The sequence below is a fragment of the Streptomyces sp. CoH27 genome (assembly GCF_020181035.1).
Classification (GTDB): Bacteria; Actinomycetota; Actinomycetes; order Streptomycetales; family Streptomycetaceae; genus Streptomyces; species Streptomyces camelliae.
On record NZ_JAIQYY010000007.1, the window covers coordinates 332,401 to 348,000 of the forward strand.

A 15,600-nucleotide genomic window follows, 5' to 3' on the forward strand; every position below is an offset into this window, starting at 1 on the left:
ACCCGGTCAGCCGCGCGCCAGCCACAGGTCCGGGCCGAACACCTCGTAGTGGATGTCCGCCGGGGTCACGCCCTTCTCGATCAGCTGGGTGCGGACCGCGCGCATGAAGGGCAGGGGGCCGCACAGGTACGCGCGCGTGCCCGTCGGTACGGCGATGCCGGTGAGGTCGACCAGGCCGGTGCGGGTGCCGGGCTCCGCGTCGCGCTCGTAGAAGAAGTGGACGGAGGAGTCCGGGAGCTTCTCGGCACAGGCCTCGTGGTCGGTGCGCAGGGCGTGGTCGGCGGGGGAGCGGTCGCCGTGGACCACCGTGACCGGGGCGCTGTGGCCGTCGGTGGCCAGGGCGGCGAGCATCGCGACCATCGGGGTCACGCCGATGCCGGCGGAGGCGAGCAGGAGCGGCCGGCCGGCGATGTCGCCGAGGACGAGGTCGCCGTACGGCTCGGACAGGTCCAGGACGTCGCCGACGCGCACGCGCGCGTGGAGGTGGTTCGAGACCTCGCCCGCGGGCGTGGTGCCGTCGCCGCTCACGCGCTTGACGCTGAACTGGCGCACCGACTCGCCGGGGGCGCCGGACAGGCTGTACTGCCGTATCTGGCGGGCGCCGTCGGCCAGCTCGACCTGGACGGAGACGTACTGGCCGGCGCGGAAGCCGCGCACCGGGCCGCCGTCGGCCGGGCGCAGCCGGAAGGTGACGACGTCCGCCGTCTCCTCGATGCGCTCCACGACCTCCCACGACCGCCGGACCGTCGTGCCGCTCTCCTCGTACAGCCGCTTCTCGACGGCGATGAGGGCGTTCGCCATCAGCCAGTAGACCTCGGTCCAGGCGGCGGCCACCTCGGGGGTGACGGCCTCGCCGAGGACCTCGGCGATGGCGGCGAAGAGGTGCTCGTGCACCACCGGGTAGTGCTCGGGGGCCACGCCCAGGGAGGCGTGCTTGTGCGCGATGCGGCTGAGCATGGCGTCGGGCCGGGTGTCCGGGTGCTCCAGCAGATGCGTCGCGAAGGCGGCGATGGAGCCGGCGAGAGCCTGCTTCTGGGCGCCGGAGGCCTGGTTGCCGCGGTTGAAGAGGTCCCGCAGGAGGTCGGGGTGGGCGGCGAAGAGGCGGGCGTAGAAGCGCTCGGTGATCTCGCCGATCGCCCCGCCGACGGCGGGCAGAGTGGCGCGGACGGTGGCGGCTGACTGCTCGGACAGCATCAGGAATCTCCTCCTGGCTCGACTGATTCGGACCGTATGAAAACTTGCATCTGAGATGCAAATTAACGAGCCGTGGTGTCGCTCACTCCGCGATGCGAACCGGCCATTACGGATGTCGGTGCGAGCAGGCAAGATGGGCGACAGAGCGGTACACCTGCCGTACGAGAGGCGTTCAGGCGGGGGACGCTCGGGCGATCAAGGTCCGCAACGCGTTCGAAACGGTGTTGTGGTGTGATGCTCAGGTGCCCGACCGCCTCCCGTGGGACACGGGGACAGGCGGCCTGACCAGCAAGGATGGGGAAGCGGAAGATGGACAAGCAGCAGGAGTTCGTGCTCCGGACGTTGGAGGAGCGCGACATCCGGTTCGTACGCCTGTGGTTCACGGACGTGCTGGGCTTCCTCAAGTCCGTCGCCGTGGCCCCCGCCGAGCTGGAGCAGGCCTTCGACGAGGGCATCGGCTTCGACGGCTCGGCCATCGAGGGCTTCGCCCGGGTCTACGAGTCCGACATGATCGCCAAGCCGGACCCGTCCACCTTCCAGGTCCTGCCCTGGCGTGCGGAGGCCCCCGGCACCGCCCGCATGTTCTGCGACATCCTCATGCCGGACGGCTCCCCGTCCTTCGCGGACCCGCGCTACGTCCTCAAGCGTGCCCTGGCCCGCACCTCCGACCTGGGCTTCACCTTCTACACCCACCCGGAGATCGAGTTCTTCCTGCTGAAGGACCGCCCGATGGACGGCAGCCGCCCGACCCCGGCGGACAACTCGGGTTACTTCGACCACACCCCGACCAACGTCGGCATGGACTTCCGCCGCCAGGCGATCACCATGCTGGAGTCGATGGGCATCTCGGTGGAGTTCTCCCACCACGAGGGCGCCCCGGGCCAGCAGGAGATCGACCTGCGCTACGCCGACGCACTGTCGACGGCCGACAACATCATGACGTTCCGCCTGGTCATGAAGCAGGTGGCGCTGGAGCAGGGCGTGCAGGCGACCTTCATGCCGAAGCCCTTCTCCGAGCACCCCGGCAGCGGCATGCACACCCACCTCTCCCTCTTCGAGGGCGACCGGAACGCGTTCTACGAGTCGGGCGCCGAGTACCAGCTCTCCAAGGTCGGCCGCTCCTTCATCGCGGGCCTGCTCAAGCACGCGGCGGAGATCTCCGCGGTCACCAACCAGTGGGTGAACTCCTACAAGCGCATCTGGGGCGGCTCCGAGCGCACGGCGGGCGCCGGCGGCGAGGCCCCGTCGTACATCTGCTGGGGCCACAACAACCGATCGGCCCTCGTCCGCGTCCCCATGTACAAGCCCGGCAAGACCGGCTCCGCGCGCGTGGAGGTCCGCTCCCTGGACTCGGGCGCGAACCCCTACCTGGCCTACGCCGTCCTGCTGGCCGCCGGCCTGAAGGGCATCGAGGAGGGCTACGAGCTCCCGCCCGGCGCCGAGGACGACGTCTGGGCCCTCTCCGACGCCGAGCGCCGCGCGATGGGCATCGAGCCCCTGCCCCAGAACCTGGGCGAGGCCCTCACCCTGATGGAACGCAGCGACCTGGTCGCCGAGACCCTCGGCGAGCACGTCTTCGACTTCTTCCTGCGCAACAAGCGGCAGGAGTGGGAGGAGTACCGCAGCGAGGTCACGGCCTTCGAGCTGCGGAAGAACCTGCCGGTGCTGTAGGGCCCCCGCCGGGGCGCCGTCAGGCACTCGATCTGCGGGAGCTGCTGGAACGCGCTGGCCAGCAGCTCCGCCGGCCGGGCCGAGCGCGGCCGTCGGTCTTCTCGACCACGCTGTTCCGGGTGGCGGGGTCCGTCCCGCGGGCTTCGTCCCCCGGGCCGCCCTCGGGGCGCTGCGATAGGCTGTGACAAAAGTGTCTGGCCCCGCCGGTCCCGCCCCCGAACGGTCCGGCCGTGGTGGCCTCCGTCCCCCCGGAATCCGGCGAGGGAATCGGCTGGATGTCCGTGAGCGGGAAATCAGCTCATACAGCGCCACGGGGCAGTCGTCTTCCGTAGGCCGGTTCTCCGCAGGTCGGTTCTCATGGACCTCAACACCATCACCGAAGTAGTCCGGCGGCCGTCCGAACGGCCCGGCACGGACTGGCACGAGGGGGACGCCTGGCTCGCCGGGGGGACGTGGCTCTATTCCGTGGAGCAGCCTGACCTGAGCCGGCTGATCGACCTGACGGCGCTGCCCTGGGAGCCCCTCGTCCAGCGCGACGAGGGCCTGGAGATCAGCGCCACCTGCACCATCCGCGACCTGTACGCCCGCACCTGGCCCGCGGAATGGACGGCGGGAATCCTCTTCCACGCAGCCTGCGAGGCGTTCCTGTCCTCGTTCAAGGTCTGGAACGCGGCGACCGTCGGCGGCAACATCTGCATGTCCCTGCCCGCCGGCCCGATGATCACGCTGAGCGTGGCGCTGGAGGCGCAGTACGAACTGTGGGCTCCCGACGGCTCCGAGCGCTTCGTCGACGCCCTCGATTTCGTCACGGGCGACCACCGCAACATCCTCAGGCCCGGCGAGATACTGCGGCGCATCACCATTCCGGCGCACGCGCTGCGGAAACGCACCGCGCACCGCCGCTTCAGCCTGACCCGGCTCGGCCGCTCGACGGTGTTCCTCGTCGGCACCCAACGACGGGGCAGGGACGACCTGTTGCTCACCATCACCGCCGGCACCACCCGGCCCGTCCGCATCGCCTTCGCCTCCCTGCCCGATGCCCGGACCCTGAGGCAGAGCATCGACGCCGTACCGGCCGACGTCTGGTTCGCCGATCCCAACGGGACCCCCGACCACCGCCGCCATCTGACACACCACTTCGCCGAAGAGATCCGCCGCGAACTCAATGCTGGGGACCTGCCATGACCTGCCGCGTGAACGGCCGGACATTCGACCGGGAACCGGCCCCCGGCCAGTGCCTGCGCACCTTCCTGCGCGAACTCGGCCACTTCGGCGTCAAGAAGGGGTGCGACGCGGGCGACTGCGGCGCCTGCACGGTATGGCTGGACGGCGAACCCGTACACAGCTGCATCACCCCCGCGTTCCGCGCGAGCGGCCGGGAGGTGACCACCATCGAGGGCCTCGGACGACCCGGCGCCCCGCATCCCATGCAGCGGCAGTTCGAGGACGCCCCGGGATTCCAGTGCGGCTTCTGCACCGCCGGGATGATCATGACGTCGGCGACGTTCACCGAGGAACAGAAGGCGGATCTGCCCCGGGCGTTGAAGGGCAACCTCTGCCGCTGCACCGGCTACCGGGCCATCGAGGACGCCGTGAAGGGCGTCCGCGCGGTGGAGACGGCCGCACCCGGCAAGGCCGTCGGGACGAGCGTCGGCGCGCCCGCGGGCCACGACGTGGTCACCGGCCACGCGGAGTTCACGATGGACACGCACATCGACGGCCTGCTGCACCTCAAGGTGCTGCACTCACCCCACGCGCACGCCCGGATCCTCTCGGTCGACAAGAGCGCCGCACTCGCGGTGCCCGGCGTGCACCGGGTCTACACCTGGCAGGACGTACCCCGCAAACGCTTCACCACGGCGATCCACACCGACCACCTGGTCGACCCGGACGACACCTTCGTCCTCGACGACATCGTCCGCTTCGCCGGCCAGCGGGTGGCCGCGGTCCTGGCCGACACGGTCGGGGCGGCGGAGGAGGGCTGCCGACGCCTGGCCGTCGAGTACGAGGTGCTGCCGGCGGTGTTCGACCCCGAGGAGGCGATGGCCGACGGCGCCCCCCAACTGCACGGCGCGCACGACCCGTTCATCCGCGACCCCGTCCGCAACATCCTGCTCGAACTCCACTCCCACATCGGCGACGTCGACACGGGATTCGCCCAGGCCGACGTGATCCACGAGGGCACGTACTTCTCCCCGCGGGTGCAGCACGCACATCTGGAGACCCATGGCTCGATCGCCTGGATGGAGGACGGCCGGCTGAACGTCCGCACCAGTTCGCAGTCGCCGTCGATCGCCAAGGTCAAACTGGAGTACCTGTTCGCGCTGCGCCCGGACCAGATCCGGGTGTTCTGCAAGCGCGTAGGCGGCGCGTTCGGCGGCAAACAGGAGGTGCTCACGGAGGACCTGGTCGCGCTCGCCACCCTGGACACCGGGCGGCCCACCTGCTTCGAGTACACCCGCGAGGAGGAGTTCACCACGGCCTCGCCGCGGCACCCGATGACCCTGACGGTCAAACTCGGCGCGAAGGCGGACGGCACACTCACCGCCTTCCAGGTGCGCAACGTCTCCAACACGGGCGCCTACGGCAACCACGGCGGCGAAACGCTGTACGCGGGCGGCGCCGCCGTCATGATCTACCGCTGCCCCAACAAGAGGTACGACGCCTACTCCGTCTACACGAACACCGTGCCGAGCGGCGCCCTGCGCGGCTACGGGATGACCCAGCCGGCGTTCGCGGTCGAGTCGGCGATGGACGAACTGGCCCGCGCCCTGCACCTCGACCCGCTCGAACTGCGCCGGCGCAACATCGTGCGGCCGGGCGAGCCCCTGGTCGCCCTGCACGACGGCCCCGACGACGTGGTCTTCACCGAGGACGGCCTCGCGAAGTGCATCGATCTGGTGGGCGACGCCCTGACCCGCACGGCCGACCAGCCGCCGCCCGGCCCCGAGTGGCTCCTCGGGACCGGCGTGGCGAGCTCCCTGCACGAGACCGCACCCCCGACCGAGCACCTCTCCGAGGCCTGGGTCACGCTCGGTGACGACCTCGTCTACGAACTGGCCGTCGGCACGCCCGAGTTCGGGGAGGGCACCTCCACGGCCCATGTCCAGATCGCGGCCAGCCAGCTGCGCACGACACCGTCGCGGATCCGCCTGGTGCAGTCCGACACCGACCGCAACGGATTCGACACCGGTGCCTTCGCGAGCGCGGGCCTCTCCGTGGCCGGCAACGCCGTCCTGCGCGCGGCCGGTGCCGTACGCGACCGCATCCTGGAGTTCGCCGCGGCGCACACCGGCGTGCACGTCGTGCTGTGCTCCATGGACGACGACGGAGTCGTCTGCGGGGACCGGCGGGTGTCACTGGCCGAGCTCGTCGCGGTGGCCCGGGCCCGTGGCATCCGGTTCACCGCCGCCCGCAAGGCCTACGGCTCGCCCCGGAGCGTCACCTCCAACACCCAGGGGTTCCGGGTCGCCGTGCACCGGGTGACGGGTGAGATACGCATCCTGTACAGCGTGCAGGCGGCCGACGTCGGCGTGGTCATCAACCCCGCGCAGGTCCGGGGACAGGTGGAGGGCGGTGTCGCCCAGGGGATCGGCTTCGCGCTGACCGAGAACCACCACCTCGACGACAACGGCGTCATGACCAACCCCAGCCTGCGCAACTACCGCATCCCCACCTACGCGGACGTCCCCCGCACCGAGGTCCTCCTGGCCGGCTCGGCGGACTCGGTGGGGCCCCTGCACGCGAAGGGCATGGCGGAGTGCTGCATCAACCCGGTCGCCCCCGCACTGGCGAACGCGGTCCATGACGCCACCGGCGTCCGCTACCGTGCGCTGCCGCTGACTCCGGAACGGATCTACGGCCGACTCCAGGCACAGCAGTCGGTGTCGGCAGGTCGAACACCATGAACACCGAAAAGAACGTGGCCGCCGCGGCCACGGCGATCATCGGCCAGAAGGTCCTGCCCGGGAGGGAACAGGAATTCGCCTCCTGGCAGCAGGACCTCAACACCGCGGCCTCCTACTACCCGGGCTTCCTCGGCGCCGAGACCTCCCCGCCGACACCGCTGCAACCCGACTGGGTGGTCGTGTACCGCTTCGACTCCGTGGCGCATCTCCAGACGTGGATCAACAGCGCGACCCGGCAGACGTATCTCGACGCCGGCGCCCAGTACTTCGACGGTCCGGCGACCCAGCAGGTGGTCAGCAGCGGCACCCGGACACTCGACCCCCTCGTGACCGTGGTGGTCACTCACCGCGTCGCTCCGAAGCATGTCGACGACTTCCTCGACTGGCAGCACCACATGATGGAGGAGGAGAGCAAGTTCGAAGGGTTCCGCGGGACCGAGCTCTTCCGCCCCATCGAGGGCCTCCAGGAGGAATGGACCACCCTGTACCGCTACGACAGCGCCGAGCACCTCGACGCCTGGCTGACGTCGCCCCAACGGCAGAAGGTCCTGGCCGAGGGCGAGAAGTTCAACGACTTCAGACTGCGCACGATCGACAACTCGTTCGGCAGCTGGTTCGCCTTCGAGGGCGACGGCAAGGAGACACCGCCGCCGCCCTCCGGGACGAAGACCTCGCTCGCCGTCTGGGTCGGCCTCTACCCGACCGTCGTACTCCTGACGCTCGCCCTGTTCCCGCTGCACCTGCCGCTCTGGATCGGCCTGCTGGTGGGCAACCTGCTGTCGAGCTTCCTCATGAGCTTCCTCACGATGCCCTACTACGTGAACCCGCTGCTCGGCCGTTGGCTGCGCCCGCCCCCGGCCGCGGCGGCGGTCAGAACCAACGTCCGTGGCCTGGGTGTCGTGGCGGTGGCGATGGCCTTCTGGGCCGCCGTCTTCTATCTGGTCACGGTCAGATTCTGGACGCTGCCCTGACCGGCCGGCTCAGCCCGGGAACGCGGCGGACAGCGCGGCGGAGGCGATCCGGCGCGGCACGCCGGAGCCGTCCGCGGGAACGGTGTACAGGTCGGCGCCGTAGTCGCCCGCCAGCGCGTACACGACCGTACGTCCGTCCCGCCAGACCACCTGATCGTCCACGCTCCTCCTCTCGGCCAGCGCAGTCTCCCGCATGGTCCGCAGATCGAGGACGTACAGATGCCAGGGGGCGTCCTTGGGCAGCCCCTTGACGCGCTTCTTGTAGGCGATCCGCGTCCCGTCGGGGGAGAGGGACGGGCACTCGACGTTGGCGTGCAGGGTGGTGAGCGTACGCGCCCGCAGGTCACCCCGCACCAGATAGGTACTTCCACCCGTCGCAAGCGTCGCGTAGAACGTCCGATCGTCGGCCGCGAAGGTGACGCCCCAGAAGTTGACGTCCGCCGCATGGTACGGATGCCCGTCCTTCACGACGCGGAAGTCCTCCAGCGACGGAATCAGCTCCCCACTGCGGGTGTCCACGATGGCCGCACGCGTCGAGAAGTTGGTACCGGCATAGCTGTCACCCCCCACGAACGCGGTCCAGGCGGCGAAGTGACCCGTCGGTGAGACCCGGGCACGCGACGGAATGCCCGGGACGTCGTACCGCCGCACGGTCCGCAGCCGGGAGTCCAGAACGAGCGACCGATACGTGTCCGAGACCGGCCCGTGCACGGCTTGCAGACACACCCCCGTCCCGGAAGCGGCGTAGAAACGCAGGCACTTGACCCCGGAGGCGGTACGGGCGCCCGACGGATCACCGGCCGGAACGCTGACGACCTCGTCCCGATGCGGGCCCCAGGCCATGTTCCGGAAGAGGACCTGTCCGCGCCCGCTCAGCGTCACCGTACCCGGCGTGACCCGCGGGCCCCCCGCCTGCACGTGATCGCGGCGATCGGCGCGGGCCGAGGCGTGCAGGACGGACGCGAGCCCGATCGCCGCGAGCACGGCGACGGCAGAGACAAATATCAGGACGCGGCTGCGGGTGGTCATGCGGCGACGGCACCTTTCGCATTCTTCGGTCGAAGCGTGACAGAGAAGAGCGCACAGCCGACCAGCGCCACGGCCGCCCCGCTCAGCGCCGCCCGGTCGCCCCACACGGTCCAGGCGGCGCCGAAGAGCAGCGAGCAGGCGAACCGGGCCATCGCCTGCCCGGTCTGCACCAGGGCCAGCCCCGAGGAGCGCAACGCCTCCGGCACCCCGTCCGAGGCCGCCGCCATCAGCACCCCGTCCGTGGCCGCGTAGAAAGCGCCGTGCAGAGCGAGGACGACGTACGGCAGCCCGCCCCCGTGCCACGACGTGAGAAGGAGCGCGTACGCGACGAGCAGCGCCCCATGACCGGCCAGAAACACGGCCCACCGCCCCACCCGGTCCGCGAGCCGCCCGAGCGGGACGGCGAGCAGCAGGAAGGAGGCGGCCGTACCGAGCGGCAGCAGGGCGAACCACCGATCCGGCACCCCCAGCCGCCGCTGGAGCAGCAGATACACGAACGAGTCACTCACCGTGGCGAGCCCCAGCAGCAGCGCACACACGGTGATCCGGCGCAGATCACGACGCCCGAGCAGCCGTACGGCGGCCGACAGAGTAGGCCGCTCGCCCGCCGGAACCCTCTCACCACGCCCGCCGGGCACGAACAGAACGAGCACCAGCACACCCACCACAGCCACACAGAAACTGACGGTGAACACGGCGTCGTACCCGTCCACAGTGGCCCGGAGAATCAGGAACGCGACCAACGGCCCGAGCAGTGCACCGGCGGTGTCCATGGCCCGATGCACCCCGAAGGCCCGCCCCCGGCCCTCAGCCGTACTGGACAACGAGATGAGGGCATCGCGCGGAGCGGTCCGCAGCCCCTTCCCCGTCCGGTCGGCCGCGAGCACCAGCCCGATCGGCGTCAGCGCGTGAGCGACGAGCAGCAACGGCTTGCACACGGCCGAGACGGCATATCCGAACCCGGCGACCCACTTGTGCCGCCCGCCACCACGATCCGCCAGGTGCCCGCCCACGAGCCGTACGAGCGCCGAGAAACCGTTGTAGACACCGTCGAGCAGCCCGAAGCCCAGGGGTGACAGACCGAGCCCGGTGACGAGATACAACGGCAGTACGGCGGTGACCATCTCGGACGAGACGTCGGTGATGAGACTGACCGCTCCCAGGGCGAAGACGGCGGGAGCGACCGCGGCACGGCGCCGCCCGGTCACCGACCGGACAGCACCGTCCGCGGACGCCGCCACAGTCGCGCGGCTGTCCGCTACGTACACGTCAGGACGCCCAGATGCCGGAGATGTCCTGAGCGGAGGAGGCGTTGCCGGCGTGCGTGCTCAGCCCCTCCAGGTCCTCCAGGGTGCGCAGCAGGTCGTAGTGGTTGTACGTCGTGGAGCTGGACGACCCGGCGGCAACCGGCTGCCCGTACAGCACGGTGGGGATCCGGTTGCCGCTCAGCCGGTTGTCCTCGTCGAAGGTGACGACGAGCAGACTGTTGTGGCTCTTGGCCCACGTGGCGTAGGCGCCCAGGTTGTTCTTCAGCCAGGTGTCACCGGTGGACACCGAGCAGTCGTGCATGTCGCTGCACAAGTTGGGGGTCACGAAGGACATCTGGGGCAGCGTCGAGTAGTCCGTCGGGAACTGGTCGAATGTCATGGCGCTGTCTGTCGGCACGTTGCTGAACCCGAACCAGGGGTTGTGCTTCTGGGCGTAGTCGCCGCTGCTGCACGAGGTGTCGCCCTGGCTGGGCAGATCCTCGTTGTAGCTGGCCCAGGTCTTGCCCGCGGCGATCACCTCGGACGCCAGGTTGTCCGCCGAGGAGAAGCCGGGCGTGACACAGCTGTCGTCCGTGATGCCCTGCGTGTCGCCGGAGAACAGGGCGTAGTAGTTCGGCTGGCTCGGGTGGGTCTCGGCGTACGACTGCGTCAGGTTGGCGCCTCCCGACTTCAGTGAGTTGATGTACGGCGCGCTGGAGGAACCGATGACCTGGCTGTACGCATGGTTCTCGAAGACCACGACGACCACGTGGTCCGGGCTCGGCACGGCGCCAGCGGCGTGCGCGGACTCGCCACCGAGTCCGGCCCACAGCCCGACGGCAGCCGCGGCGAAGGCGGTTGCCGACGCCACGACGGTACGGGCACGGCGGTACACGGAACTGCCGGACACTTCAACCTCCGGGTGGGGGGATGAGCGGGGTTGGCGGTGCGGACAGAGCATGCACACGCCAACATTCCCGCACCCCACGTAAGCCAACCTCACGAGTGAAGACCGGATGAACGCCGGGTACGCCGACGGAACGCCCCACCGGCCGGGCCGCGCGCGACGGGGCTGCGCATGGGGGAGGGGCCGGGGCACGGCGAGATGGGACGTACGGACGGGGCCGTTGACCGTGGACGGCGGGGCGGCGGGACGCAGCGGGCCGGACCGCGACCACCGGCGGCCGGGTACGGCGGGACCGGACGACGGGCCGGACCGGATGACGGGCCGGACCCCGCACCACGGGCGGCCGGACACGGCGGGACGGGACCACGGAACCGGGCCGGGGTTGGTCGCGTACGGCGGGGAGGGGACGTGGCGGGTGGTGTCCGCCCGCAGCGGCCGGCGTGAACGCGCCCGGCCCCTCGGCCAACAGCCCGCCGGACCGAGGACGGACACCACCCGGCGCGGCACCGACTCACCCACCCCCCGTAGGCGCGACACCAGCCCCCACCCACCCGCACAGGCCGCCGCAGGCACCCGCCACCCGGGCAGGCCGCCGCAGGCACCCCCCACCCGGGCAGGCCGCCGCAGGCACCCGCCACCCCCGCAGGCCGCCGCAGGCACCCGCACAACCGACCCGCAACCCCCCGATCCGGTTAGGCTCGGGCCAGGACGACCGAGATCCAAGGGGAGGCCGCCATGACGCCGGGCCGCAGGAGCAGCACCTTCACCCGCCTGCTACGGCACGGCTTCACCGACCCCTCCGCAGCCGAGCGCCTCCTCGACGGCCCCGAGCTGACCCCCGTCCGCAACGACCCCGTCCTCCTGGAAGCCCTGGGCGCCACCGCCGACCCCGACCTGGCCCTGCACGGCCTCGTCCGCCTCCTGGAGGCCCAGCCCACCCCCATCGCCCACCGCGAACTCCTCGACACCCTCATCGCGGCCAAACCCCTCCGCGACCGCCTCCTGGGCGTCCTCGGCGCCTCCGCCGCCCTCGCCGACCACCTGGCCCGCCACCCAGCCGACTGGCACGCCCTGGTCACCTACGAACCCCAGGACCTCCACCCAGGCCTCGCGGAGTTCGAACGCGGCCTTTCCGAAGCCACCGACCCGGTATCCCTCCGCATCGCCTACCGCCGCTGCCTTCTCTCCATCGCCGCCCGGGACGTCTGCGGCACCACAGACCTCGCCGAGACCGCCGCGGAACTGGCCGACCTCGCCACCGCCACCCTCCGTACGGCCCTGGCGATAGCGAAGGCGCACGCCCCCGAGGACGCCAAGGCCTGCCGCCTGGCGGTGATCGCGATGGGAAAGTGCGGCGGCCACGAGCTGAACTACGTCTCGGACGTAGACGTGATCTTCGTAGCGGAAGCAGCCGAGGACACCACCGAGGCCAAGGCTCTCATCTCCGCCACCCGCCTGGCCTCACACCTCATGCGGATCTGTTCGGAAACCACCGTGGAGGGCTCCATCTGGCCGGTGGACGCGAACCTCCGCCCCGAGGGCCGCAACGGCCCCCTCGTCCGCACCCTCTCCTCCCACCTCGCCTACTACCAACGCTGGGCGAAAACCTGGGAGTTCCAGGCCCTGCTCAAGGCCCGCCCGGTAGCGGGCGACGCAGAACTCGGCCAGGACTACGTCACCGCACTCGAACCCCTCGTCTGGAAAGCGGCCGAACGCGAGAACTTCGTCACGGACGTCCAGAAGATGCGCCGCCGCGTCGTCGAGAACATTCCCGCATCCGAGATCGACAGAGAACTCAAACTCGGCCCCGGCGGCCTCAGAGACGTCGAATTCGCGGTTCAGCTCCTGCAGTTGGTGCACGGCCGCGCCGACCGGTCCCTCCGCAGCGGCACCACCCTGGACGCCCTCCAGGCCCTGGCCGCAGGCGGCTACGTGGGCCGCGAGGACGCCGCCCGCCTGGACGAGGCGTACCGCTTCCTCCGCAGCATGGAACACCGCATCCAGCTGTACCGCCTGCGCCGTACCCACCTCGTCCCGGTGGCGGAGGAGGACCAACGACGCCTGGGCCGCTCCCTGGGCCTGCGCACGGACCCCGCCGCGGAACTGATCCGCGAATGGAAGAGACACACAGGCGTCGTACGACGCCTCCACGAGAAGCTGTTCTACCGCCCCCTCCTCGACGCGGTCGCCCAACTCGCCCCGGGCGAGGCCCGCCTGAGCCCGGAAGCGGCCAGAGAACGCCTCGTGGCCCTCGGCTACGCCGACCCCGCGGCGGCCCTGCGCCACCTGGAGGCACTGGCCTCCGGCGTCACCCGCAAGGCAGCGATCCAGCGCACGCTCCTCCCCGTCCTGCTCGGCTGGTTCGCCGACTCGGCGGAGCCGGACGCGGGCCTGCTGAACTTCCGCAAGGTCTCGGACGCCCTGGGCAAGACCCCGTGGTATCTGCGCCTGCTCCGCGACGAGGGAGCGGCAGCCGAGAACCTGGCCCGCGTCCTGTCGGCGGGCCGCCTCGCCCCCGACCTCCTCATGCGCGCCCCCGAAGCCGTGGCCCTCCTCGGCGACGGCGACAGCGCGAACCTGCCCGGAGCCGGCCTGACACCCCGCGAGCGCGCCCCGCTGGAGCAGGAGATCCTGGCCGCGGTGGGCCGCGCGGAGAACGCCCGGCAGGGCGTCACCGCGGCGCGTGGCGTACGCCGGCGCGAGCTGTTCCGCACCGCGGCCGGCGACATCGTCGACTCCTACGGCACGGAGAACAACCACGCCGAGCCCGACCAGGGCGCCCTGGTGGACCGGGTCGGCGCGGCGGTCTCCGACCTCACCGCTGCGACCCTCGCCGGCACGCTGCGCGCGGTGGTCCGGGACAGCTGGGGCGACACGCTCCCGACGCGTTTCGCGATCATAGGGATGGGCCGTTTCGGCGGTCACGAGCTGGGCTACGGCTCCGACGCGGACGTCCTGTTCGTCCACGAACCGCAGGACGGCGTGGACGAACACGAAGCGTCCGCCGCCGCGAACAAGGTGGTCGAGGAGATGCGCCGCCTGCTCGCGCTGCCCAGCGCCGACCCGCCGCTGCTCATCGACGCCGACCTGCGCCCGGAGGGCAAGTCGGGCCCGCTGGTGCGCACACTGAAGGCGTACGAGGCGTACTACCGCCGCTGGTCCCTGGTCTGGGAGTCGCAGGCGCTGCTGCGAGCCGAACCCGTGGCCGGGGACGAAGACCTGGGCCGGCGCTTCACGGAACTGATCGACCCGCTGCGCTACCCGCACCACGGCCTGGCCGAGGACGCCGTGCGCGAGATCCGCCGCCTGAAGGCGCGGATGGAGTCCGAGCGCCTCCCCCGGGGCGCCGACCCCAAGCTGCACACGAAGCTCGGTCCGGGCGGTTTGTCGGACGTCGAGTGGACGCTTCAGCTGCTCCAGCTGCGGCACGGCTGGGACGTGCCCGGCCTGCGCACCACCCGCACCCGCGAGGCCCTGGCCGCCGCCCGGGAGGCCGGGCTGCTGTCGGCGGAGGACGCGGAGACCCTGGACGAGGCGTGGGTGCTGGCGACGAGGGTGCGCAACGCGGTGATGCTGGTGCGCGGCCGGGCCGGGGACACCTTCCCGACGGAGTCGCGCGAGCTGGCGGCGGTGGGCCGCTACCTGGGCTACGGCGCGGGACACGCGGGGGACATGCTGGACGCGTACCGCCGTACGACGCGCAGGGCACGCACCACGGTGGAGAAGCTGTTCTACGGAACGTGACGGCCGGCCGGCACCGAACCGGAACCCACCACGACGGGCTCCGCCGCAGAACGGGACGGCTCGACCCCCCGGGGCAACCGGTACGGCAGGGCCTCGTACCACACCCGGGCCACGGTGAAGCCGAAGGTCAGGCACAGCATGCCTCCCACCGCGTCCAGCCAGAAATGGTTGGCGGTGGAGACGATGACGAGGAGCGTGGCCGCGGGGTAGAGCAGCCCCAGCACCCGCACCCATGGAACCGAGGCGAGCGCGAAGACGGTCAGCCCGCACCACAGGGACCATCCGATGTGCATGGACGGCATCGCGGCGTACTGGTTCGACATGTGCTTCAGGTCGCCGGAGGCCATCGAACCCCAGGTGTGGTGGACCATCACGGTGTCCACGAAGTGCCCTCCGCGCATCAACCGAGGCGGCGCGAGCGGGAACAGATAGTAACCGGCGAGAGCCACACCGGTGGTCGCGAACAGCGTCAGCCGGGCCGCCGCGTACCGCCCCGGATGCCACCGGTACAGCCAGACCAGCACACCGATCGTGATGATGAAGTGCAGTGTGGCGTAGTAGTAGTTCATCCCGATGATCAGCCAAGTCACCGAGTTCATGGCGTGATTGACCGACTGTTCGACGGCGATGCCCAGCTGGTGCTCGACGCGCCAGATCCAGTCCGCGTTGCGCAGCGCCTCGGCCTTCTGCTCCGGGACGGCGTTGCGGATCAGTGAGTACGTCCAGTAACTCACCGCGATCAGAAGGATTTCGAACCAGAGCCGGGGCCGCCGCGGTCGTCGCAGCCGGCTGAGCGGACCCGGGGTGACCTCGCCCGTGACCGACCTCGGATCGGCCACCTTCTCGCGACCTTCCGACTGTGTCACGGTCGAGTCACTCATAGGCATCAAGTCTGCCAGAAAAGGCTTCTCCGGCAGATCATCCCAAGG

Annotated in this window: 10 protein-coding genes; 5 read left to right on the top strand and 5 right to left on the bottom strand. The window is 70.7% G+C overall.

The genetic code is table 11. From position 1 onward, the window contains the following. Positions 1-6: 6 nt before the first annotated feature. Positions 7-1,197 (bottom strand): globin domain-containing protein, encoded by a 1,191-nt coding sequence (locus LE548_RS13980; RefSeq protein ID WP_374116087.1) that lies wholly within the window; start codon positions 1,195-1,197, stop codon positions 7-9. A 306-nt stretch (positions 1,198-1,503) separates the two neighbouring features. On the opposite strand from LE548_RS13980, the gene glnA reads away from it, so the two are divergent. From glnA to LE548_RS14000, 4 genes are all read left to right on the top strand, one after another. Further along, positions 1,504-2,865 carry a type I glutamate--ammonia ligase gene (glnA, locus tag LE548_RS13985; protein WP_225097121.1) on the top strand — a complete coding sequence of 454 codons (1,362 nt, stop codon included), beginning with the start codon at positions 1,504-1,506 and terminating at the stop codon, positions 2,863-2,865. 357 nt (positions 2,866-3,222) lie between these two features. Next, complete coding sequence (locus tag LE548_RS13990) at positions 3,223-4,050, top strand: xanthine dehydrogenase family protein subunit M (protein ID WP_225097122.1); 828 nt, start codon at positions 3,223-3,225, stop codon at positions 4,048-4,050. After that, entirely contained in the window at positions 4,047-6,773 is a 2,727-nt protein-coding gene (locus LE548_RS13995; RefSeq protein WP_225097123.1) for a molybdopterin-dependent oxidoreductase, read from the top strand. The genes LE548_RS13990 and LE548_RS13995 overlap by 4 nt, the downstream gene beginning before the upstream one ends. After that, entirely contained in the window at positions 6,770-7,744 is a 975-nt protein-coding gene (locus LE548_RS14000; RefSeq protein ID WP_225097124.1) for an antibiotic biosynthesis monooxygenase, read from the top strand. The genes LE548_RS13995 and LE548_RS14000 overlap by 4 nt, the downstream gene beginning before the upstream one ends. Positions 7,745-7,753: 9 nt before the next feature. On the opposite strand, the gene LE548_RS14005 is transcribed toward LE548_RS14000, so the two are convergent. The 3 genes from LE548_RS14005 to LE548_RS14015 are packed head-to-tail and all read right to left on the bottom strand — an operon-like array spanning position 7,754 to position 10,930. Continuing rightward, positions 7,754-8,773, bottom strand: coding sequence for a TolB-like translocation protein (locus LE548_RS14005; RefSeq protein ID WP_225097125.1), 1,020 nt, complete (start codon positions 8,771-8,773; stop codon positions 7,754-7,756). Beyond that, positions 8,770-10,041 carry an MFS transporter gene (locus LE548_RS14010; RefSeq protein ID WP_374116081.1) on the bottom strand — a complete coding sequence of 424 codons (1,272 nt, stop codon included), beginning with the start codon at positions 10,039-10,041 and terminating at the stop codon, positions 8,770-8,772. The genes LE548_RS14005 and LE548_RS14010 overlap by 4 nt, the downstream gene beginning before the upstream one ends. Position 10,042: 1 nt before the next feature. Then, complete coding sequence (locus tag LE548_RS14015; RefSeq protein ID WP_225097127.1) at positions 10,043-10,930, bottom strand: alkaline phosphatase family protein; 888 nt, start codon at positions 10,928-10,930, stop codon at positions 10,043-10,045. Between the two features lie 732 nt (positions 10,931-11,662). On the opposite strand from LE548_RS14015, the gene LE548_RS14020 reads away from it, so the two are divergent. Continuing rightward, positions 11,663-14,671 (top strand): bifunctional [glutamine synthetase] adenylyltransferase/[glutamine synthetase]-adenylyl-L-tyrosine phosphorylase, encoded by a 3,009-nt coding sequence (locus LE548_RS14020; RefSeq protein WP_225097128.1) that lies wholly within the window; start codon positions 11,663-11,665, stop codon positions 14,669-14,671. Here LE548_RS14020 and LE548_RS14025 read toward each other — a convergent pair. Further along, entirely contained in the window at positions 14,659-15,552 is an 894-nt protein-coding gene (locus LE548_RS14025; RefSeq protein ID WP_225097129.1) for a phosphatase PAP2 family protein, read from the bottom strand. The genes LE548_RS14020 and LE548_RS14025 overlap by 13 nt on opposite strands. Positions 15,553-15,600 lie beyond the last annotated feature (48 nt).